The sequence below is a fragment of the Microbulbifer jejuensis genome, from assembly GCF_047289955.1.
GTDB lineage: Bacteria > Pseudomonadota > Gammaproteobacteria > Pseudomonadales > Cellvibrionaceae > Microbulbifer.
The window spans coordinates 1-22,353 of record NZ_JBLBUB010000036.1; the positions used below are offsets into that span (position 1 = coordinate 1).

At 54.2% G+C, this 22,353-nt stretch carries 20 protein-coding genes and 1 pseudogene; 11 read left to right on the forward strand and 10 right to left on the reverse strand.

Annotation, left to right across the window (positions count from 1 at the left end):
- The 3 genes from ACL7TT_RS18375 to ACL7TT_RS18385 all read left to right on the forward strand — a co-directional run.
- The coding region (locus ACL7TT_RS18375) for a T6SS effector amidase Tae4 family protein (protein ID WP_413397617.1) at window positions 1–1,527 on the forward strand (1,527 nt) is incomplete at its 5' end.
- Window positions 1,528–1,562: 35 nt separating this feature from the next.
- Entirely contained in the window at window positions 1,563–2,102 is a 540-nt protein-coding gene (locus ACL7TT_RS18380) for a hypothetical protein (RefSeq protein WP_299942089.1), read from the forward strand.
- Window positions 2,103–3,188: 1,086 nt separating this feature from the next.
- On the forward strand, window positions 3,189–3,419 hold the full coding sequence (locus ACL7TT_RS18385; RefSeq protein WP_413397619.1) for a hypothetical protein: 231 nt from the start codon (window positions 3,189–3,191) through the stop codon (window positions 3,417–3,419).
- A gap of 253 nt (window positions 3,420–3,672) precedes the next feature.
- On the opposite strand, the gene ACL7TT_RS18390 is transcribed toward ACL7TT_RS18385, so the two are convergent.
- Entirely contained in the window at window positions 3,673–5,145 is a 1,473-nt protein-coding gene (locus ACL7TT_RS18390; RefSeq protein ID WP_413397620.1) for an aminoacyl-histidine dipeptidase, read from the reverse strand.
- 191 nt (window positions 5,146–5,336) lie between these two features.
- The gene (locus ACL7TT_RS18395; protein ID WP_413397622.1) at window positions 5,337–7,304 is read right to left on the reverse strand and encodes a VacB/RNase II family 3'-5' exoribonuclease; all 1,968 of its coding nucleotides are present in this window, start codon (window positions 7,302–7,304) and stop codon (window positions 5,337–5,339) included.
- A 338-nt stretch (window positions 7,305–7,642) separates the two neighbouring features.
- Between ACL7TT_RS18395 and ACL7TT_RS18400 the strand changes: the two genes are divergently transcribed.
- Complete coding sequence (locus ACL7TT_RS18400) at window positions 7,643–8,728, forward strand: Glu/Leu/Phe/Val dehydrogenase dimerization domain-containing protein (RefSeq protein ID WP_299943326.1); 1,086 nt, start codon at window positions 7,643–7,645, stop codon at window positions 8,726–8,728.
- 198 nt (window positions 8,729–8,926) lie between these two features.
- Window positions 8,927–11,743: a M16 family metallopeptidase gene (locus ACL7TT_RS18405; RefSeq protein ID WP_413397624.1), complete on the forward strand. Its 2,817-nt coding sequence runs from the start codon at window positions 8,927–8,929 to the stop codon at window positions 11,741–11,743.
- A 115-nt stretch (window positions 11,744–11,858) separates the two neighbouring features.
- Here ACL7TT_RS18405 and ACL7TT_RS18410 read toward each other — a convergent pair whose 3' ends face one another.
- A complete protein-coding gene (locus ACL7TT_RS18410) occupies window positions 11,859–12,470 on the reverse strand; it encodes a glutathione S-transferase family protein (RefSeq protein ID WP_413397626.1) in 612 nt (203 codons plus the stop codon).
- A gap of 91 nt (window positions 12,471–12,561) precedes the next feature.
- Here ACL7TT_RS18410 and ACL7TT_RS18415 point away from each other — a divergent pair, with 91 nt between their 5' ends.
- The gene (locus tag ACL7TT_RS18415) at window positions 12,562–13,938 is read left to right on the forward strand and encodes a metal-dependent hydrolase family protein (protein ID WP_299943335.1); all 1,377 of its coding nucleotides are present in this window, start codon (window positions 12,562–12,564) and stop codon (window positions 13,936–13,938) included.
- Between the two features lie 104 nt (window positions 13,939–14,042).
- Here the strand turns inward: ACL7TT_RS18415 and ACL7TT_RS18420 are convergent, their stop codons facing one another.
- From ACL7TT_RS18420 to ACL7TT_RS18440, 5 genes and pseudogenes are all read right to left on the reverse strand, one after another.
- Window positions 14,043–14,759: an SIMPL domain-containing protein gene (locus ACL7TT_RS18420; protein WP_413397628.1), complete on the reverse strand. Its 717-nt coding sequence runs from the start codon at window positions 14,757–14,759 to the stop codon at window positions 14,043–14,045.
- 274 nt (window positions 14,760–15,033) lie between these two features.
- Entirely contained in the window at window positions 15,034–15,132 is a 99-nt protein-coding gene (locus ACL7TT_RS18425; RefSeq protein WP_413397630.1) for a helix-turn-helix transcriptional regulator, read from the reverse strand.
- 293 nt (window positions 15,133–15,425) lie between these two features.
- Window positions 15,426–15,605 (reverse strand): phage antirepressor KilAC domain-containing protein, encoded by a 180-nt coding sequence (locus tag ACL7TT_RS18430; protein ID WP_413397662.1) that lies wholly within the window; start codon window positions 15,603–15,605, stop codon window positions 15,426–15,428.
- A 63-nt stretch (window positions 15,606–15,668) separates the two neighbouring features.
- Window positions 15,669–16,013: pseudogene (locus tag ACL7TT_RS18435) on the reverse strand (BRO-N domain-containing protein); the annotation flags it as partial.
- Window positions 16,014–16,076: 63 nt separating this feature from the next.
- Window positions 16,077–17,239, reverse strand: a protein-coding gene (locus ACL7TT_RS18440; RefSeq protein WP_413397632.1) for an IS3 family transposase whose coding sequence is annotated in 2 segments (ribosomal slippage) — window positions 16,077–16,972 and window positions 16,972–17,239 — 1,164 coding nt in all. Because the reading frame shifts where the segments join, the coding sequence is not laid out codon by codon here.
- 248 nt (window positions 17,240–17,487) lie between these two features.
- Here ACL7TT_RS18440 and ACL7TT_RS18445 point away from each other — a divergent pair.
- From ACL7TT_RS18445 to ACL7TT_RS18455, 3 genes are all read left to right on the forward strand, one after another.
- On the forward strand, window positions 17,488–17,892 hold the full coding sequence (locus ACL7TT_RS18445) for a hypothetical protein (RefSeq protein WP_413397634.1): 405 nt from the start codon (window positions 17,488–17,490) through the stop codon (window positions 17,890–17,892).
- A 215-nt stretch (window positions 17,893–18,107) separates the two neighbouring features.
- Window positions 18,108–18,332: a DUF433 domain-containing protein gene (locus ACL7TT_RS18450; RefSeq protein WP_301417060.1), complete on the forward strand. Its 225-nt coding sequence runs from the start codon at window positions 18,108–18,110 to the stop codon at window positions 18,330–18,332.
- Window positions 18,332–18,673, forward strand: a complete 342-nt coding sequence (locus ACL7TT_RS18455; protein WP_413397636.1) for a DUF5615 family PIN-like protein — start codon at window positions 18,332–18,334, stop codon at window positions 18,671–18,673. The genes ACL7TT_RS18450 and ACL7TT_RS18455 overlap by 1 nt, the downstream gene beginning before the upstream one ends.
- Before the next feature lie 429 nt (window positions 18,674–19,102).
- Here the strand turns inward: ACL7TT_RS18455 and ACL7TT_RS18460 are convergent, their stop codons facing one another.
- Both ACL7TT_RS18460 and ACL7TT_RS18465 read right to left on the reverse strand, forming a co-directional pair.
- The gene (locus tag ACL7TT_RS18460) at window positions 19,103–19,465 is read right to left on the reverse strand and encodes a hypothetical protein (protein WP_413397638.1); all 363 of its coding nucleotides are present in this window, start codon (window positions 19,463–19,465) and stop codon (window positions 19,103–19,105) included.
- A gap of 30 nt (window positions 19,466–19,495) precedes the next feature.
- Window positions 19,496–20,662, reverse strand: coding sequence for a hypothetical protein (locus tag ACL7TT_RS18465; RefSeq protein WP_413397640.1), 1,167 nt, complete (start codon window positions 20,660–20,662; stop codon window positions 19,496–19,498).
- 75 nt (window positions 20,663–20,737) lie between these two features.
- Here ACL7TT_RS18465 and gloA point away from each other — a divergent pair, with 75 nt between their 5' ends.
- Window positions 20,738–21,178, forward strand: coding sequence for a lactoylglutathione lyase (gene gloA / locus ACL7TT_RS18470; RefSeq protein WP_299943344.1), 441 nt, complete (start codon window positions 20,738–20,740; stop codon window positions 21,176–21,178).
- 67 nt (window positions 21,179–21,245) lie between these two features.
- Complete coding sequence (locus ACL7TT_RS18475) at window positions 21,246–22,352, forward strand: hypothetical protein (RefSeq protein ID WP_413397642.1); 1,107 nt, start codon at window positions 21,246–21,248, stop codon at window positions 22,350–22,352.
- Window position 22,353: the final 1 nt, after the last annotated feature.

Below are 22,353 nucleotides of genomic sequence, written 5' to 3' on the forward strand. Positions count from 1 at the left end.
ATGGCTGCTGAACTCGGCGCGGCCGCCCAGGCAGCGTCACTGGCACACAATGTGGTCTACAGCTATGACGACGTCTACCGCCTGACCGGAGTGGCCAATGATCGTGAGCAGACGTATTACAGCTACGACAAAATCGGCAACCTGCTGCAACTGGGCCGTTCCCCCGTCAACCTGCCGGACCTGGCCACCAGTGACGCAATACAGATCACGGACCTGCGCTATGGCGGCAGCAGTGCAAACAGTAACAGCGGCGCCTCCAATCGCACGAGTCGTGGAGATTTGCCCGGGCCCCAGGCCCTGAGCTGGGCCGGCGGAACCATAGCGTACGATGACAACGGCAACCGGATACAAGCCGGCGACCAGTACTATCAGTGGGACCACGACCAGCGCCTGGTCACCGCCGGCAACTCCCAGGCGGCGGATCACTACGGCTATGATTACAAACACCAGCGCCGCTTTAAAATCACCGAAGATACCGGTGGGGCCCGCAGTGTTACCCTGTATATCGATGAAGACAGCGAGGTGCGCGACGGCCAGCTGCTGAAATACATTCGCCTCGGCCAGCGGCGTATTGCCCGCAGTGACCAGGGCGGGGAAACCTTTGCGCCCAGCGCCTACTACCTGCACACCCATCTGGGCTCCACCGCGCTGACGTTGGATGCCGATGCCGGGCTGGTCAACGCCTTTACCTATAAAGCCTATGGCGAACTGGACAGTGTTCTCGGTGACAGCGCGGCGGCCCCCTACGGCTATACGGGCAAAGAGCGGGATACAACCACCGGCCTGGGGTATTTTGAGCGGCGCTACTTGCAATCGGCTTTCGGCACCTTTATCAGTCCGGACCCGGTGCTTAACCATCCGGGACGTTTTACCGATCCGCAGCGCTGGACCCCCTACCGCTATGGGCGCAATAATCCGATTAACTATATGGATCCCAAGGGGGAATCGGTCCTGATGGCAATGGGCTCTCTAATGAGTTCTGTTGGGGAGAGTGCGGCTTCTTTAGCAAAGGGAGAGTTTCCTATTGCACATAAGAGACCGACTTATGAAAGTATGTTGGACGGCTATTCGGATGAGGCTGGCGATCCGTTATCGGGCTTTGACATAACTGCGGAAAAAGGTGGTCAGCTTAGTGTATTTGAGAGTGGCCACGCCATATACGGAAATACATGTGGTATAAGGTTCTCGAATGCAGCGAATGAGGCAGGAGTGCCAATAACAAACGGTAATTTTACAGACGCTAGTGGTAATCAATATATTAGTTCTGCGCATCAGGTTAAGGACGAATTAATAGCACGGTATGGTGAGCCAGATGTACGGATGTACCGCTCAAATTTTTCTACGGATAAATTATCTGGAGATTCTAATAGAGGGATTTTATTTATAGATTTAGGGAGCGGTACGGGTCATGTGGATTTAAATACCGGGAGCATTATGTTTAGCAATGAGGTTCCTCTTGACTATTATCATGACTCTGGCCGACAAACAGTCATTATGTTATGGCGCTTACCCGCTGAAAGCAAATAACGTGGATTTGACTTATGAATTGTAGGATATTGGTATTGTTGTTGATAACGGTATTTTGCAGTCAGATTGGTTATGCCTATGATATATCTGAAAGCGAATATAAAAAGAAAATTGCTGAGTATTCGAGTGGCTGTAAATTCGAAATTTCAATTCCAAAATATAAATATAAAACTGCCTATTTGAAGATATGGTCAGACTGTGGTCTGAGTGAACCCGAAGTGGCAGAAAAGTTTAAAAGAATTATAAATGAAACACAAAATGAAAGGATGTTGGTAAATGTAACCTCAATCAGGTATCAGGGCTATATTGGATATAGTCCACACTGGCAAAACTGGTTTTTGTATCAGGATAAATCCCAGAAGCAAGGATTAAGTGACTTTCATGAGTACTTCAAAGCAAGTTATTTTTCCAGAGCTTTGGTTGATTACGGTTTATGTATTAAGGAAATATCTAATGAACAACCATATTTAATTGGTTCGAATACTATCGATGGCTCAAAAGAAAATGTAAATTATTTCAACCCGGGGGTCTATTTGATGATAAAGGTGGGTCAGTGTGATCAGGCAATAAAATAGCCCTTTACACAAAATGGGCCAAGTTTTGCACGCATAGAAGCTTCCAAAGCTTAAAACTTTAGAGCGTGTATCCCAGGGGCGAGCATGGTCAAAATTCCCTATCGAGTAGTAATTTTAATGCCGTGATTTTCAGTAATCTAGACAGGTTATTGAAAAATCTCGATTTTATTTTTTACGCTCTATTAGACGTGCAGACACGAGATTCGATAACTATCGAAAGCGAGGGTGTTCAAAACTCTATGTCAGCTTAGTAGTTTGATAGGCAGAAATATTTCTCCAGGCGATCAGGGAAGTGGATCGTCAGTTGTTGGTGCCGCTTGTGTAGTGTCAAGTGGACCCCAGCGAGCTGCAGGAAGTATGCACCGGCGGCCAGGAATCGAGGCTGCATCTTGTGGGGTTGGTGCTGCATTGTTCGCAACGGATGCACAGCTGCATACAACCAAAGTCCCTGGTCAATCGTTACCCACCAGGGAAATCGAACTCGGTGTCGCCTAAAGCTTCAGCTTGATTGTATTTCCTGTAAAAAGGGATTACGGTAGGGGCTGCTGCCCTACCGCCAACCGGTAATTCGGCCTAAGCGAACAAAAAAAACAGAGAATAAAGCCGAAAAAACGCTTAACAATCATTGTGATTCCGCTCGCAAGGCGCCCTGCAACCGGGGCGCTTGCGGGCAATCCACAGTCACAACAAATCTTCAACCAATAAAGCAGGACCGCATCATGACCGCGTAAATGATAGAAAAACGCCACCCCCCGGTGCTGGTAACACCGAGAGATGGCTAACCCCAATAGATAAGTTGACTATCTAGCGAGGCTGTCTTGAATGATACGCCATACACTCGTTCGTCTTCAATAAAGGTCTTTTTGAAGGCATGTATTCCGGGTCACTCCTGCCCCCGGCGGCGGAGTGTGCTGTGGCGTTGCGTGATGATTGGTGTGGTGTTTTACTTCAGCCGCGCACCGCCTCTCTGGCTGCGCACCCTGCAAGTTTCCCTTTTCTTTTTCCTACAAGGACCGCGCCTCGGGCGAGAAAAACGGTGCTATGCACTCGCTTTTCCGTCACAGGCGATTCAAGGAGCTTATAAAGATGGCTATATTACCCTGTCGATTGTTTCAGCCACTGCACCTGGGGGATTATTTTATTATCACGCCGGTTGCTATCAAAGATAACACTGTGGATCTGCACATTGCCCCCGGCAAGGATAACCGGCTGGTACGGGCCGTGCGTTTACTGCAACTGCTGGACGAAGCCTGGGCGCTAGAGGAAGAGCCAGACACCATCAGGCCATTCAAGCGGCGACCCATAAAAACGAAATAGCGCTGAAGGGCAGGGCGAGAAGCGCATCGGCGACCACCGCCTGCTTACTTCCAGCATAAAGAATACTGATGCGCTCCAGTCGCTAGTGTCTCGCCAGATTTTCCTATTACTGCGCTGGCTTTTACGCAGTAATAAATACGTTGTAATAATATACTGGAGCCTGGCACCATAAAACAAAATTCCGACAGGGCCTTTTGCGGAGGTTTTGTTTTTCAGATGGTAATCCTGATTCTGAATACTACTTGCCAGCTGGTTAATTGCGGGTAGGGACTGCCTGCACCACTTTGATCAAGTAGTCCCAGAAATTGGCAACGCTGTGGATATGCACCCGCTCTTCAGGGGAGTGCGCGCGACGGATGGTGGGGCCAAAGGAGACCATGTCCCAGTTGGGGTAGGGTTTGGCCAGAAGGCCGCACTCCAGGCCTGCGTGGATCACTTTTACTTCTGGGTCTGCCCCGGTCATCTCTTTATAAACGCCTTGCATCAGTGCAAGCAGGGGCGAGTTGGGGTTCGGCGCCCAGCCGGGGTAGGCATTGTCCAGCCTGGTTGTGGCGCCGGCCAGTTCGAAGCTGGCGGCAACATCCAGACCGTGTTGGTCGCGGGCAGTGTCCGACAGGCTGCGCACCAGGCATTGGATCTGCACCAGCGGCTTGCCGTCCTTCTCACCCGTAACAACGCGGGCCAGGTTATTGGAAGTGTCGGCAATAGCTGCCAACTTGGTGCTCATGCGCGCCACACCATTGGGGCAGCAACGAATGGCGCGAATCAGCCTGAGCTGGCTTGCGGCATCCATGGTGCTGGTTGGTGTCTCTGTGGGTTCCAGGGTGATTGCGAGGTCCGCTTCGTTGTCAAACTCCCGCGAGAGGCGTGCGCTTTCGCTGTCGATGATCTGTTGCAGTTTGTCCTGGGCCCCGGTCGGTACCACAAGGGTGCTGAAGGATTCGCGGGGAATGGCATTGCGCAGACTGCCGCCATCCAGTGCGGCAATGCGCAGCTCGGAGATCTTGCCCAGGGCCGTGTCGATAATGCGGTTGGCAATTTTGTTGGCATTGCCGCGCCCTTTATCGATATCCAGGCCCGAATGCCCGCCGCGCAGGCCGCGCACAGAGAGTGTAAAGGCCTGGCTGCCTACCGCTATGGGTTCCCTAAAGTAAGTGAGGGAAGCATTCACATCCACGCCCCCGGCACAGCCGATATAGAGCTCCCCTTCATCTTCGGTATCCAGGTTCAGGAGCAGATTCGCCTCGAAATAGCCCGGCTGCAGGTGCTTTGCGCCGGTCATGCCCGCCTCTTCATCAATGGTGAGCAGCGCCTCCAGGGCGGGGTGGGGGATGTTGGTGGATTCCAATAGGGCGAGTATGGCGGCGACGCCTATGCCGTTGTCGGCCCCGAGAGTGGTGCCCTCTGCGGTGACCCATTCGCCATCCACGTAGGGCTTGATGGGATCGGTCAGGAAATTGTGCACCGTGTTGGCATTTTTCTGCGGCACCATATCCAAATGACTTTGCAGGGCCAGGGTGTGGCGCTGTTCCATACCCGGCGTTGCGGGCTTCTTGATAATAACATTGCCAACTGTATCCAACTGCGCCATCAGATTGCGGGCTCTGGAAAAATTGAGGACGTGTTCCACTACCCGGTCTTCATGTTTGGAGGGGCGGGGGATGTCACACAGTGCGGCGAAGTGTTTCCACAGGGGGGTGGGGGTCAGTGTGGCAATAGGATTCATGGGAGGCCTCGATCATTTTGATGGATTGCCTGTCACAGCCGGTGCCGTGGCGGTGTTATTGCATTTGGCAATCCAATGGGGCTTGCAAAAGCCGGTGGTATTTTTTGTTATACCCAATTAATAACCAGCATCTGGAACACAACAGGGGAGAGCCCGATAGGGATCGGGCTCTCCAGGGTATTTTGCCTTGGTTATGCTTTTGCCGTGTTGCCGGGTTGTGCATTCTCCAACGCAAGCTCGAAAGCGACACGGCGCTTGTCCAGATCCACAGAAGCTACCTTGACCGCAACGGCTTGTTCCAGTTGGAAACGCTGCTCATTGTGTGTGAGGATGAGAAGTTTGCCGTCAAATGCCGGAAGGTTCTTTTTGTCCCCATTCAGGCGCACAAATCCATCGATGCCAAATTGATCGAGGCGTACTCCGAGGCCGGCGCCAGTTACCAGGGTGATTCTGCCGGCGTATGTGTTACCGATTTTATCCTGCATAAACTGGGCATAGAGCCACTGCTCCAGGGCGCGCCTGGCCTGGCGACTGCGGACCAGGCTGTTTTGCAGGGCCTCAATGTGCGTGTCGCTGAGCGCCGGGGTGTCGCCCTTCTGGATGGCCGCACGCAGTACGCGGTGATTGTGCAGATCGTTGTACTTGCGAATGGGGGAGGTCACCGTTGCGTAGGCATCGAGCCCCAAACCCAGGTGTGCGCCGGCCTTGTTATCGAGTAGGCCGGGGCGCAGCATGCGTTTCAGCACGCTCAGGAGGTTTTGCATTTGTGGGTCACCGTGGCTTTCCAGGTGCTTTACCAGGGCCAGGTAGTGCTCCAGTTGGTCCAGGTCTTTCTCGGCATACTCCGGCAAAAGCGTCTTGAGGAGGCTTTTTACCTCGCCCATGCGCTCTTCGCGGAAGCCCAGGTGCACAGAAAAGCAGCCCCGCTGCAGTTCTGCCAGCTTGGCGCCGATGCTGATATTGGTCGCAAGCATGGCTTCTTCCACCATGCGCTGGGCGATATTGCGCTCCCGCCTTTCGATGCGCTCAATTTTGCGTTGTCTGTTGAGGCAGATCTCATACTCCGGGCGATCCTCCATGGCCAGGGAGTGGGTGGTGCGGTAAGCGGCGCGGGCTTTATAGGTTGCAGCGAGATTGCGTAAGCTCTCCTTTTGCGCTTCGGGCACTGCGGCATCGTCACCCTCGATAAAACGGCTGACTTGTGTATAACTCAGTTTGTACTGGGAGCGAATTGCGGCAAATTCATACTGGCTCCCGCTGATACTGCCATCGTTGTTGATATCAATATGCACAACCAGTGCCGGGCGCAGTTGTTCGGGAATCAGGGAGACGAGGTCCTCGCACAGATTGCAGGGCAGCATGGGGAGGGTTTCGCCGGGCAGGTATAGGCTGTGGGCGCGTTTGAAGGCTTCCTGATCCAGCGGGCTGTCCTGGTCAATCACGCTGGTGGGGTCGGCAATAGCGATATGCAGGGTCCAGCCCTCCTCACGTGCGCTCACGGCAAGGGCATCGTCCATATCGCGGGTGCTTTCCGCATCAATGGTGGCAAAGCCCAGTCCGGAGAGGTCCGTGCGCCCGGCAGTCACAGACGCCAGTTGCCCGGCAATGGTTTCCGACTGTTTCTGTGCAGCCGGACCGAATTGCTCTGGCAACCGGTACTGGGCGATTGTATAGGCGTGCTCAATACCGGGTATCTCGGGTTTGCCGATAACCGTCTCCACCCTGGCCTGGGCGCGACCGTCCTTAAAGGGATGGCGATTGACCTTACAGGCAATAAAGTCGCCGGGCTGGGCCTTGCCCCGGGCCTTTGGGGGCAGGAAGATCCAGCGGGTCAGGGCATTTTGGGTGGGCTGGATAAAGTGCCCCTGGCCCCGCTGGATATATCGGCCGACAAGATAGTCGAGTTCACTTTCAAGCAGGGCATCCAGCTCGGCGGTGAGCTTGCCCTTGGGCTCCTCTGCCAGGCTGACGCGAACCCGGTCGCCAGGGAAAACACGCTCCATCTGACTGGGGGGCAGAAATGCCTCCCGTCCATCCACCAGCGCCACGAAACCGAATTTGCCATTACTGCCGCGTACCCGGCCTTCGGCAAATTCTTTACTGGAGCGAATATCGGTTTTCAGCTGTGAGAGTTGCTTCAGAGCGTCGGAATTCAGCATCGAGTAGTTCCCTAGGGTTCGATTTGGGCGCGGATTCTACCAGACCCAGTTTGCATCGTGTAATGCGATCCTGTCCGGAGCTGGAAGTCTTTTCTTGGGTGCCGGACGCAATGGTCCAACCACAAGGCTTTCTGACCCTCAGGTCCGGCATATTCTTTTAAGAGAGTCATCCTAAGAAATAACAATATGAATGAAGATTTCGCTATTATTTCGCCGATATGTGCAAAATATGCAAACTTTATCTGGTGAAGCAGGATATAATCTTACCCCTCAAAAAAATGATAAGGGCTGTGGTTGTTCCCCAGCGCTAGAACCAGCCTTCCGGAGAGGAACAGTTAATGAGTGTTTTTTCCCATTCCGCTTACGATAAACACGAACAAGTGGCGTTTTTTCAGGATGCCAAGAGCGGTCTCAAGGCAATTATCGCGGTCCACAATACGAATTTAGGGCCTTCCCTGGGGGGCTGCCGCATGTGGCCCTATGTCGATGACGGCGAGGCGCTCAATGACGTGCTGCGCCTCTCGCGCGGAATGACTTATAAGTCTGCCATGGCCGGTCTGAGGCTCGGAGGCGGAAAGTCGGTGATTATCGGTGATCCGCGTCAGGATAAGACGCCCGAGCTATTGCGGGCCATGGGCGAGTTCATCAACACACTTAGCGGGCGTTACATCACCGCGGAGGATTCCGGCACCAGCGTTGCCGATATGCAAGTTATCGGCGAGACCACAGAGTATGTGTCCGGTCTGTTCGCGGGCTCCGAATATGGCGGTGACCCGTCGCCCTCCACTGCCTATGGCGTGTTTGTGGGCCTCAAGGCCGCCGCGCAGCACCGCTGGGGTAAAACCGACCTGAGTGGTCTTAAAGTTTCTATCCAGGGGATGGGCAATGTGGGATTCCGCCTGGGCAAGCTGCTAAAAGAGGCCGGCGCGGAACTCTTTGTCACGGATATTTTCCAAGACAATATTGATCGTTCGGTCAATGAGCTGGGTGCCATTGCCGTAACTGCTGACGAGATCTTCGATCTGGATGTGGATTTGTTCGCGCCCTGTGCCATGGGGGCCATTTTGAATGATGACACCATTGCCCGTTTGAAAGTGGGGGCTATCGCCGGTGCCGCCAACAACCAACTGGCCGAGGAGTGCCACGCCGCAGTACTGCGCGAGAAAGGCATTCTCTATGCCCCCGACTATGTGATTAACGCCGGTGGTATTATCGACGTTTATTACCAGCAGCGGGGCGACTATGACGCTGCAGAGGTGCGCGCCCACATTGAAGAAATCGGCAACACCATGCAAGAGGTGTTTGAGCGGGCGGATAACACCGGTGAAACCACGGCACATGTGGCTGACCGCATCGCCGAGGAGCGCTTTGGCCACCATTCTGTGCCGAGCGCCGAGAACAAATCCGGTACAGTAGCGGCATAACAAAGGCACCGGCGGTTTCATACCGTGGGCGGCTGAGGTTCACCGCTTCTCTCTGTGTTGTATATATTTGGGCACGTCTGTGCCCATTTTTTTGTCCAGGCAGGATCGTGGCCGAACTCTGAGTCGGCAGAAGGTTTTGTAGACAATGGCGGGTAAACAATTGCCCTGATTCCGCTGCTATTGATTAGGAGTGACAATATGGACCTGCGTCCAGTGTTTATCAGTGTTCTTATCGCCACCATCGGTCTTGCCGGTTGTGGGAAATCCACCAACGATAGGTCCCACGCGCTATCCGTGGATGAAGCGGCGGCGCCCCCTAGCAAGGCGGCCGCTTTTGATAAAGCGGCCTATGTCCCGGCGCCGAAATTGGATATTCCCTACCATAGGGAAGTGCTGTCCAATGGTCTAACGGTGATCGTGCATGAGGACCACAAGGCCCCGGTTGTATCCACCAATATCTGGTACAAGGTGGGCTCCAAGGATGAGCCGAAGGGGAAAACCGGGTTTGCACATCTGTTTGAGCACCTGATGTTTAACGGCAGCGAAAATCACCCAGGCGAGTACTTTGAGCCCTTCCAGCGTTCCGGTGCCACGGATATGAATGGCACCACCAACAATGATCGCACCAATTATTTCGCCACGGTTCCCAAAGGTGCTCTGGATATGGCGCTGTGGATGGAGTCGGACAGGATGGGCCACTTCAAGGGCGCGATCACCCAGGAAGTGTTGGATGAGCAGCGCGGTGTGGTAAAAAACGAGAAGCGACAAGGTGAAAATGCCCCCTACGGTAAAGCCTTCGACATCATCGCCAAGAGTACCTTTCCCGCCTCCCACCCTTATTCCTGGACACCCATCGGCTCTATGGCAGATCTTGACAATGCCAGCCTGGAAGACGTGAAAACGTGGTTTGCGGATCACTACCAGCCGGCAAACGCTACCCTGGTGATTGCCGGCGACGTCACTGTTGATGAGGCTATGGCCAAGGCGCGCAAGTATTTTGGCGATATACCCAGTACGGGCGCGCAGCCGCGTATCAAACGCTGGGAATTGCCGGCTCAGGTCAAAAAACGCGAAGTGGTCTACGACCAGGTGCCACAAACCCGTATTTACAAGGTTTGGAATGTACCGGCGGTTGGCAGTGAAGAGGAGCACGCTCTCGAATTGATGACATCATTGCTGGCAAATCGGAAGAATTCTCTGCTCTATCGCCGCCTGGTACGGGATGAGAAAGTCGCCACCAGCGTGAGCGCCTTCTACTACGGGCGTCAGCTGGCCGGGCAGCTCTTTATTATTGTGGATGTAAAACCCGGGCAGTCGGTCGATAAAGTCGAAAAACTGTTGAACAAGGAATTGCGTGCATTTGCAAAAAATGGCGTGAGTACAGAGGACCTGCGCCGGGTTAAGCAGGGGGAGTTTGCCGGCCTTGTAAAGGGTCTGGAAAAAACTGGCGGCTTTGGCGGCAAGAGCGATATCCTGGCCCGCTCTGATTTTTACTTTGACGATCCCGGTGCCCTGTTAAAGGGAATCGAGGAATACGCCCGGGTTTCCGCGCTCGAGGTACAGGATGTGGCGCAGCAGTGGTTGAAGGCGGATGCTTACACCCTGATTATCGAGCCCCAAAAACAATATACTGCCGACAGTAAAGGTGCGGATCGCAGCCACTTACCTGAGGTGGATAAAACGGTCGAACTGGAATTGCCGCAACAGCAGGCGTTCACCCTCAAAAACGGACTGAAGGTGGTTTTGGCCGAGCGCCATGACACACCGGTAGTGTTGATGAACCTGCAGTTTCGCAGTGGCGCGGCGGCGGACAACAGCAAACCCGGCCTGGCCTCTGTCGCTGCACAGATGCTGAGCGAGGGTGCTGGTGATTTGGATAGCCTGGCATTCAGTGCGCGGGCGGAAGAGCTGGGCGTGAATATCGGCGGGGGCAGCGGGCTGGATTACAACACCATCAGTATGAGTGCGCTCAAGTCGCAATTGGCCCCGTCTCTGGAACTTTTTGCGCAAGTGGTGACCGAGCCGCAGTTCCCGGAATCCGATCTAGAGCGGGTCAAGTCCAATCGCCTGGATAGGATCGCTCAGGAAAAGGCCCAGCCGCGGGGGCTTGCCCTGCGGGAGCTGCCGCCACTGTTGTTTGGTGCTGGACACCCCTACAGTTCACCCTTGACCGGTTCTGGTACCCCAGAAGGAATCAGCTCCATTACCCGTGAAGACCTGGTGCAGTTCCAGAAAACCTGGGTCAGGCCGGACAATGCCACCCTTACTGTTGTTGGCGATGTGACAGAAAAGGAGCTGGAACCCCTGCTGAATGGTACCCTGGGCGGCTGGAAAGCGCCCGAGGCAGAATTACCAGGTGTTGAGCTTGCAAAGGTGGCGCGCCCGAACAAAGCGCGGGTGTATCTGCTGGACCGCCCCGGCGCGCAGCAGAGCTACATCATGGCGGGGCTGGTCATGCCCCCCTGGCAACCCCAGGGCGCTGAGGCTTTCGATGCGATGACCAATACTATCGCGGGTAAGTTTACCTCACGGGTCAATATGAACCTGCGCGAGGACAAGCACTGGTCATACGGTGCCCGCGCGGTGTCTATGGATACGGAAGGCCAGCGTCCTTATATCCTGTTCGCGCCCGTGCAAACTGACAAAACGGCTCCCGCGATCAAGGAGCTTGTGAAAGAGTACCAGGACTACCTGGATAAACGCCCGATAACAGAGAAGGAGTTGGAAGACTATCGTAACGATGAGGTGCTCAAGCAGAGCGCACGCTTCCAGACCAAGGGGCAGTTGCTTTCCAGTATTAACTGGCAGCTAGAAAAAGGCCTGCCGGAAGACTATATTGCCGAGTATCCGCAGCGAGTCGCCGCCCTCAATCAGGAGCAGGTGGTGGCTGCCGCGAGGGAATTCCTCGCCCCAGGGCAGTTTACCTGGGTAATTGTGGGAGACCTCGACAAGATTCAGGGGGAAGTGGAAGCCCTGGACATCGGGCCTGTAGAGGTACTGCCCGCCAGGGATTGACACCACGGATGGGTCATCGCCCCTTCAGAATAGGTGGGGGCGATGACCAATTTGAATAGTTTTACACCCCCCCCCGCTTTTATTCCGCCATTTAGGTGTTAGTGCAAATCGACCCTCAGGCGTTGAAACTGGAACGTTGTTTGAGCTGCTCGCGCCAGCGGATCAGATGAGGGTGCTTTTCGGCATCAGGGCGCAGGTTTTGCACCTTGCCGAAATCTAGACCACAAACCATACCGATGTCTGCTACAGAAAAATAATCACCCACCAGATACTCGTGGTCGGAAAGGTGGTCGTTCAAGACACCCATAAACTGCATTGCGTGCTTACCGGCATCCTCGCCGAACGCCGGGTAGACGTTCATACGGTCTTTAAAGAAACCCGAGACATGCTGGAAGCACATCCCGACGGTCAGCATCAGATTGAAGTCGGCGCGACGGCCCCACATCTCGACCAGGGCTTTTTCCCTTGCATCCCGCCCAAACAAAGGGGGCTCCGGATGCAGCTCTTCAAAATAGCGTTGAATCGCCACTGACTCGGTGATGTGCGTGCCATCGTCCAGCGCCAATACCGGCACCTTCGTATTGGCATTTATGCTGCGAAATTCCGGGGTGAGGTTTTCCCCCTTGGCAATATCCACTTGAGCGAAGGGTATATCGAGGTCTTTTTCCGCCAGATACATGCGCACCCGACGGCAATTGGGTGCAACAGCATATTCGTAGATTTTCATTGGGGCTTCCTCTCGACTCACAGATTGCGGTAAATTGTGCGCGTTCCAATAAGAACGATACGAATCTAAGTGAGACTTGCTGGGGACGACAATGACAACAAATACCAAGTGGGGCTACCTCGCCAACCGCGCTGCCGTCGCGATAGTGTTTATCTGCATGGGATTGCCGAGCCTGCAGACTGAGGCGCAGATCCAAGCGCAGGGTACAGCCATTTACGCGGGGAAACTGTTTGACAGCAGTAGCGGAAAATTGTTGGAAAACCGCACGGTGCATATAGTGGATGGCCGGGTCGAGTCTGTGCAAAAAGGGTTTGCCAAGCGGGACCGGGAGGCTCTGGTGGACCTGCGCGATTTTACCGTATTGCCCGGGCTGATGGATATGCACAGTCACCTCACCTATGAATTTGGTCCGCAAGCCTATATGGAGTCCTATACCTGGAATCCGGCGGATTTCACTTTGCGCGGGGTGGATGCCGCCAAGCGCACGCTGCTTGCGGGCTTTACTACTGTGCGTAATCTCGGTGACCAGGATAATGTCACCGTGAGTCTGCGCAAAGCCATAGAGGCGGGCATCATTGAGGGGCCGCGGATTTATACCGCGGGCAAATCCATTGCGACCACCGGTGGCCATGCCGACCCCACCAATGGTCGCCGCTGGGATCTGATGGGTAATCCCGGCCCGGCAGAGGGTGTGATCAACGGACCGGCCAGCGCGCGACAGGCCGTTCGCCAGCGCTACAAGGAGGGGGCCGACCTGATTAAGATTACCGCTACCGGTGGTGTGTTGAGCGTGGCCAAAAGTGGACAGAATCCTCAGTTCATGGCGGATGAGCTGGAGGCAATTGTGGCCACCGCGCGGGATTACGGCTTTACTGTGGCGGTCCATGCCCATGGCAAAGAGGGGATGATGCGCGCGATTCGCGCCGGTGTGGACTCCATCGAACACGGCACCTATATGGATGAGGAAGTGATTAATCTGATGCGTCGCAACAATACTTGGTTTGTGCCGACACTGATGGCCGGGGAGTGGGTGACGGAAAAATCCGCCATTGAGGGATTTTTGCCGGACATTGTGCGCCCAAAAGCGGCCACCATCGGCCCTTTGATGCTGGAGACATTCTCCAGGGCATACAGGCGTGGTGTTAAAATTGCTTTTGGGACCGACACCGGGGTGACCCGCCACGGGGACAATGCGCAGGAATTTGTCCTGATGGTACAAGGGGGTATGACCCCTGCCGATGCGATTCGCTCAGCCACCTGGAATGCCGCGCAGCTACTGCAAGTCCAGGATGAACTGGGGAGTATCAGCGAGGGCAAGATGGCAGATATTATTGCAGTGGCGGGAAACCCGCTTGAGGATATTTCCGAATTGCAGCGGGTGCAGTTTGTGATGAAAGACGGCAGGATTTATAAAGAACCCAGCCAACCCGCCGCCGATATCTTTGTAGAGCCGGGAGCGCGCGGTTGATGAGTCCGCAATGAAACCGAACTTATCCCCATTGCGCGCGGGGCATTGTTAATTGGAAGGTGAATCCTCGGGCACTGCGGGAGAGGATGCAGGGCCCAAAAAGATCAGTCCTGTAACTCAAATACCAAGTTCAGGTTCACTGTTACCTTTATTTCCCCAGGGGCAACAGGAGTGGTCGCCTGGTCACTTTCGGCGGTCATCTGGTTGCGGCGAAGCATGACCGGGTGGGGCAGATCGCCGGTTCCATTTTCAGAAATACTCACGATTCGGCGCACCTTCATGCCGAGAGCTTTTGCATAGATGGCCGCTCGTTCCTGGGCATCCAAAAGGGCTTTTTCACGGGCCTCCGCCTGAACCGGTGCCGGCTCGCCGATCTCGAAGCTGGGGCCGTTCACCTGGTTGGCACCGGCGCTCGCCAGGTCGTCCAGCAGATTACCCAACTCGTCCAGCTTGCGCACCTTGATGCTGACCGTGTTACGCGCAGTATAACCGACGAGTTGTGGCTTTCGATTCTGTTGATACTGGTAGCGGGGCCATAGGCTGATGCCGCTGGTTTGGATGTCTTTTTTGGCGATACCGGCTTTTGTGATGGCCGCCATCAAGGATTCCATTTGCTCGGCGTTATCGCCCATGGCTTTTTTACTGTCCGCAGCCTCGGTGACCACACCCACGGAGATGCTTGCGATATCGGGTGCCTGGCTGACTTCACCACGCGCGGCGATAGTAACTAGAGTACCCCGCTCGGCAGGTGCGCTACCGCTGCCACAAGCGGTGACAAGCAGGGCAAGTAGTGTGACTGTGGAGATTTGTATTAACTTCATGATTTTTCCTTATCAATCGCAATGGGTTGTGAGAAACCCTGGAGTATTGGCGGGACCATAGCAGCGTTATTCTTAACGGGAGCTGAGCGTGCATCCAGCATAACCGATCCATTACCAGGCCTGTAGATGTCTATGGCGACTATTAGCGGGGGAGAATACAACCGCTATTTTCAAGAATAATACACTGATTTTTCAGGGATTTTTTTTCATGAACGCTTCAATCCCCCTCTTGCTCCCCCACTTGATTGAAGTATCAAGCTGATATGCGCTCGCACTATGCGGTACCATCAGGCTTTTCCTCTATCCAAGTCTCCACTTCTTGACTGTCCCAGCCAACAGCGCCTGGACCTATCCGCTTCTGCTGAGGAAACAAGCCCTCTTAGGCCATCCGGTAAATGCAGCTGCGCTTATAGCCGGTGAACCGTTCGACTTCAGGTAGCTGCAAAATGCGGTTAGGTGTTTTCATGCTACCACCTTTTGATTTACAGTAACTCATAATCCTAGCCTGCGATCTGCGGCACAACCGAAGCCGCACCTATCTCTTAACCCTCTAAAGGGCAGCGGCCAGCGTGACCAAACCTTTGGGGGGTCACTAACACTTGCTCTACTACCTTCTCGTTGTCGTTTGAGCGTTCTACGGTGTTTAATCCACTGGTTGGACTGGAGTCAAGCGAACAAGTCTTTTGGGCGCGTCTGTAAATCTTTGGCGGCACTGGTGATACAGAGTGAGCCGTCGCTGGTGGCGCTTCGGTCATAGGCGTCCACCTTGGGTTTCAGTTCGGCTACTTCCCCCCCCAGGCGCAGGCGTTCCTCCGCGGCTTGTATTCCGAGCTTGAGGATTTCCATGCGGCTCAGGTCTTGAGGTTTGGTGGTGTAGTTACCGGTTTTGCTGATACTAGGCAGGACGTGGCCGACAACCCATTCCTCGAAGGCTTTGACCTCTGGGAGTCTGGAGCGCATGAACAGGCGGTAGACATCGCGTTCGGGGATGATTTTGAGCCCCCGATTAGGTACCTACTGGACGGTGATTGGCCTTCCAGCCTCCCCGCTGAGCATTTCCGAAAAGCTATTTTCTAACCCACTATTTCGGCGGGTTAGGGTTTTGGTTGCTTCGCAATGGGTTCGGATGGCTTTATCGGTGTCTTTGTAACCCAATATCTCGGCTACATCCTTGCCAACAAAATAAGGTTCGCTTTCGTGCTTGACTGCTCTCACCAGATTTTGATGAAAATTAAAGGGAATGATATCGGTCATCTCTTCTCTCCTTGCCGCTCCCTGACCGATGTGTGATCTTGCCCACCAGCAACGGACACGCCATTAAGCAGTTTGCTGTGCCTCAAACGCTTCTGGGCTGAGGTAGCCGTTGGCGCTGTGAAGGCGGGTTCGATTGTCATCCACTTCTATGTATTCAAACACCGTTTCACGCATCACCAGTCTTGTTGGAAAGCGTTCGCCATGAATCGATTCTACTTTTAGTGAGTGGAAAAATGTTTCTGCGCAAGCGTTGTCGTAGCAGTTTCCCTTCGCGCTCATGCTACATTCCAGATTATGCGCTTTGATCAGCGACTGATAATCTCGGGAGCAGTATTGGCTCCCCCGATCAGAGTGCACGATAACTCCCCTAGGTATTTTTCGTCGCCACAGGGCCATACGCAAAGCATCACAGACTAGTGTGGCCGTCATTCGCTCTGACATCGCCCAGCCGACAACCAGGCGGCTGTAGAGATCTATCACTACAGCCAGGTATAGCCAGCCTTCTTCTGTCCATAAATAGGTGATGTCCCCAACCCATTTCTGATTCGCCGCCGTAGCATTGAAGTTCTGCTTCAGTAGATTGGAAGCCACCGGCAGATTGTGCTTCGAGGAGGTAGTGGCCTTATACTTCTTGGCTGCCTTAGCCCGCAGCCCCTGCCGCCGCATGCTGGCAGCAACTGTCTTACGGTTATACGCATTACCTCGGCTTGCCAGTTCCTTTGTCAGCCGCGGAGCGCCACTGCGTTTTTTGCTGGCCGTAAAACACTCCTGTGCCAGGCGATCCAGCTGGTCCCGATGTTGCTGTCGCTTGGAACAGAGTGTTCCTCTGGCTACCCAGTCGTAGAAGCCGCTGCGGGATACGTTCAAAACCCGCACCATTGCCTTGACGCTGAACTCTTGCCTGTGTTCTTGCATGAAGGCGTACCTCATTTCAGGCTCTTTGCAAAGTACGCCGCGGCTTTTTTTAAGATTGCCAGTTCCTCTGCCTGCTCCGCCAGCTGCCGTTTCAGCCGGGCATTCTCAGCCGCTAGCTGTTTCTCGGCATCTCCTCGATCCTGGTGTAATCTAGCCTTACTCCGCCAGCCGTAGATCTGGGAGGCATGCAGGCCGAGCTGTTTGGCTGCAGCGCTTACGCCCACCTTAGCCGCCAGCGCCAGGGCCTCTGACCGGTACTCCTCGGAGTATTGCTTGCGAGTGGTTTTGGTTGATTTCTTTGGTCTTGCCATGGGTCACCTCTGTCGCGTAGTTTATCGCTTAAGAGAGTGTCCGTCGTTGGTGGGCAAGATCAAAAACCATGTTCAAGCTGTGCGCCAAAAATAGCCGAGGCAGGTGTCGATAAGGTTATTGTGCCATCGAAACCCAGTAATCCCACGGGCTCTCCGAAATCTGCAGCAAGAGCTGCAGCTGAAAGGAATCAACCGGTCGTGCCTCGGGAAATAAAGATAGAAAGGGACGAACTGCGAAAGTGATTGATATGTTATTAGATGTTAATGATGGAAGCTTATTGGGATATAGAGTCGGGAGTTTGGCCCCTGTATCACTTGGGGGGGAGCACCTTCAATTATTTGACGACGGGTACGCAATAAATGTAATCGACGGGAAAATAAGCTCTATTTTTACCTGTTACAGAGACGGCTACGAAGGATTTAGAAGTTTTAAGGGGGGAGTGTCGCTGGATGGGCGTGTCCTTCATTTTGATAACGATACTGACTTTGAGAAAGTAATTCAGGTCTTTGGTGATCCTGTGGAGCAGTGGAATGATGGCGTAGAAATGTGTGCAGAGTTTAAGGTCAATGACGTTCGGGTAGAGGTTATTTGGAACGTCGATGGTCGCCAATCTCTTGATTACATATCACTAGAAAGGGTGAATGCAATATAGTGGTAAGGGTCGATCTTTATTCAAGTAGATAGGCTGATCTCGACTGAAAACGATCTATGTTCAGCGGTTTATGGCGATAGTGTAGAAGTATGGGCTAATGTAGCCAGATGACGTAAGCGCCCCCTCCTTACCACTCTCGAAAAGACAGATTAAAAGTCATACAATCAGTGATCGATAACTGTGCAACGCTACGCAAGCACTGAGGAGGAGGGGCAATGCCAGATAACAGCCAGATCTGGATCGAATGTAAATCTGATGTGATGGTGGGCAAACCTTGCGTCAAAGGTACACGGATAACGGTAGAGAGCATTTTGCAGATGCTCAGTGCCGGGATGACCTACACCGAAATCATTAATGATTACCCTAGCCTAGATGAAACCAAGATCCGCGCGGCAATCGGATATGCTGCCACTCACCTGAGCAAAGGAAATGCCGCTTAATGCTACTTATTGATGAGAATCTCTCTTATCGGCTGGCTGTCCGCTTGGCGATGGATTTTGCAGGTACGCTCGCTGTACCCAAAGTTGCGGCCTTGGGTGAGGGCTCCAGAGATTCCAGGGTGTGGGAGTACGCTCAAGAGCACAACTTAGCACTGCTCACCAAAGACAAAGATTTTGTCGATTACTGGCGCCGCTTCGGGCCACCGCCCAAGGTGATTCGTCTGGATATTGGCAACAATGTGCGAGTGCGTTCCATTGAGGCTTTGATGAAAACCAATAAGCGCCGTGTGCTTGAATTTTTGGCCGAACCCAAGACTGGCTTACTGGTACTCAATGGTTAATCTCTTCATTAGAGTGGTACAGCTTTGGAGGTGGAATCTTGTATATTTACAGGGAAAATTTGCAGTGCTAAAAACTGCCGATGAAGCTGAGCTTCGACGCAAAAATACTATAAATTCATACCGATTTAGGCACTAAAAATCAGTAACTTATTAATATATAAACAAAAACTTAGAGCTTTTTTTGTGGCATCTACATTGCCAATTTATTTTCGCTTTCGTATTGGCGCAACATTCTGGATAGGGGCGGCATAGGCAGCCCAGTCGGCCATCAGCGACTTTCGTTTCTCAAATAAGTCGCCGCGCCGGTAAGCAACTTCTGCAGAGTCCCCCCGGCTGTGGGCTAGGGCCTGCCCGCAAACGTCACGCGGGTGCGGAGTGGCTTCTCCTGCCTAATCGCAGAAACTTGATCGGAATCCGTGCATAGTAAGCTCATCTTGCTTCATGCGACGTAGTGCCGTAAGCATGGCCATATTTGGCAGGGGCTGCCCTTTGCGCTGGCCAGGGAAGAGGTGCGGCTTGTCGTCGATCCGGGACAGAGATTCCAGCAGAGCCACCACAGGCGGTGCTAAGGGTACGCGGTGCCTTGTCCGCCTTCATCCGCTCACCTGGGATTGTCCAAGTCTTGGTGCTGAGGTCGATTTCATTCCAGGTTGCTCCCTGCGCCTCACTGGTGCGGGGGGCAGTCAGGATGGTCAGTTCAATGGCCCTAAATGCCAGCCCCCCGCGCTTGGAGACTTCCTGAATGAACGCCGGCAGCTCTGCCCAGGGTAGTGCGCTGTGGTGTGAATCCATCCGCCGCAAAGCGCTATAGGCGTGACAACCTCAGCCACTGAAAACCTGTCGATATGTCTCATTCTCACCGTGATAGATGGCAAAGCCCAACCGCAGCAGTTGTTGGCGCCGGTCGCACAGCACGTTGCGGGCTCTGAGTGCTTTGTGCAGTCGCTCCGCATTCTCCACACTGTGGCAGTCAAAGGTGAAGAAGTGTCCATGGCCCTGCTCAAGATCATGAAAAATCAGGTTCCCCCGGTTGAGCAGGGGATGCTTAGCGTTGTCCATGCTGTGAAGAAAGCGCCGCTGTGCAGCCAGGACATAACGGTGGATTTTCCCGACTGTAATGCCCTCGCGCCGGAACAAGTCGAAAATGGCCAGCCCTTTGTACAGGCAGGAGTAATCCATGGTCGCCCCGGCAAAACGCAGCCAGTTATTCCCATAGTTGACGCCTTCCGAGCGGTTTTGCAATTCTGCCATGTCCGCAAACCAGCCGGTGTTGACCGGGCGCAGGGTGCAGGGAGCGGGAATAGTCATAAAGCAAAGGCCTTCACCGGCGCCGAGATATTTGTAGGAGCCGGCGATAAAGAACACCTTGTTGGCGACTCCGTGCAAGTTGACCGGGCGCGCGAAGAAGGCGTGGTAGCCGTCGATAACGAACTGGGTTCCGGCGGGCTTGCCCTCGGCGATGCGCAATAAGTCCGGGAACACCACACCCGAATCGAAAAAGACCAGACTGGCATAGGCAAGCTGGTAGTCTGCTGTCTGTAACGCCCGCTCGAAGCGTTCGGCCAGTGTGGCGTAGGGGGCTTTTGGAATCCTGGTAACTTCTATGTTGGGCAGCTCTTCCAGTCGCTCCAATTGGCGCGTGAAACTGTAGAATTCGCCATCAGTGGTCAGTATACGCAAGGGCTGGTTTTGATCGAAGGCGCTGATCAGACGGTAGACCAACTCGTGGGTATTGGGGGCAATGGCAATTTGATCGGCGTCGGGCAACTGTAGGGTGCGCGCAACAGCGTTTTGCCAGGCGGGTATTTTTTTTCCGAAGATGGTGTCCCACTTGTCATCGGCCAAGCGTGCCGCGTCGTGCCAGTATTCCTGTGTCGCATCGAGGGTGACATCCGGCCAGTAATGGTGGGAATGGCAGGCCATGTGCAGTATCGGCGGCGCGCAGATGTCGGATGGCTGTGAAAACTTGCGATAGAATTTTTTATACATTTGCATTTGACGGTGTGAAGTTGAATCATCCCTTATATCGCAATTGTATATCCGGGCAAAACGAAGGAGTAGAGGGTGAACTACCTACATACAATGGTGCGCGTGTCAGATCTGGATGCGTCTTTGAAATTTTACTGTGAAATACTGGGTCTGCAGGTGGTGAGCCGCACGGATTATGACAAGGGCCGTTTTACGCTGGTGTTTTTGGCCGCGCCGGGGGATATGGAAGCCGCCTGCGAGAAAAGGGCGCCGGTACTTGAGCTGACTTACAACTGGGACCCCGAATCCTACCCCGGGGGGCGCAATTTTGGCCACCTGGCTTATGGTGTGGATGATATCTACGGGGTGTGTCAGCGTCTGATGGAAGCGGGTGTGACCATTAATCGACCACCCCGCGATGGGTATATGGCATTTATCCGCTCACCGGACGGTATCTCTATCGAACTCCTGCAAAACGGCGAACCACTCACACCCCAGGAGCCCTGGCAGTCGATGGAAAATACCGGCGAGTGGTAGCCTGGAGTGAAGTCTTTTTGAGCAGCAGGTGAAGTGTGGATCTGTGGAAAAGTACAAGAGAAGTTTTGTGAAGCGTACCCGTTGCATTTTGCTGGCCGGCGCTACGGCAGCTCGCCGCATTCGCCAGGAAGGTTTACACCAGAAGCAGTTCTCGACCCTGGTCGGTGCCTCCGGTGGCCCCAAATGGCTGGTGATCAGTCAGTTGGACCGGGTGTTGATGGGGGAGTTTTTCAAGGGGCGGCGTGAGCCAATAGTGACTCTGGGATCCTCCATTGGCAGTTTCCGCAACCTGTGTTACGCGATGCGGGACCCATTGGCGGCATTGGAGCGCCTGGAGCACGGGTATATCAACCAAAGTTACACTTCTTCAAAGCCGACACCCAGGGAAATTACTGCCACGGGGGAACGGGTTCTGCAAAGTGTATTGGGCGAGCGCGGTGCCTGTGAGGTGGTGAAGAACCCGCTATGGCACAGCCATTTTGTCACCGTGCGGGGCCGGGGGCCCCTCGGGAGTGAAAAACGCGCCCTGCTGGCCCCGGCCCTCTTCGCTTCGGCTTTGGCTAACGCGGTGTCCCGACACAGTCTGAGCGCCTTTTGGGAGCGGGTGATATTCCACTCCGACGTCAGCGCGGCAGTGGAATTTGGCAACCTGAGCACGGTCAATGCGGCCTTGTCTGCCCGCAATGTCTGTGCCGCAGTACTTGCCAGCGGGTCTATTCCTCTGGTGATGGCGGGCGTACAAAACCCCGCCGGAGCACCGCAGGGCAACTACCGCGATGGTGGTATCACCGATTACCATTTCGATCTGCGTTTTCGCCACCCGCACGGGTTGGTCCTCTATCCGCACTTTTTCCCCTATATGGTGCCGGGTTGGTTCGACAAGGGGCTCTCCTGGCGGCGTGTGCGCGGTGATGCGATGGCATCCACGCTGCTGGTTGCACCATCTCCCGCATTTGTGGCCGGGCTGCCCGGTGGCAGGATTCCGGATCGCAGCGATTTTTACAAGCTGAATCCCACAGAGCGCATCAGGTACTGGAATCGGGTGGTGGATCTGAGCCGGGGGGTTGCCGATGATTTCCACAACATCTGGCAGAGCGGTCGGGTGGCGGATCACCTGATCGAGGTCGGTTGCGATGAGACGCCCCATAAGCTGCAGCAGGTCAGGGCGGCGTGAC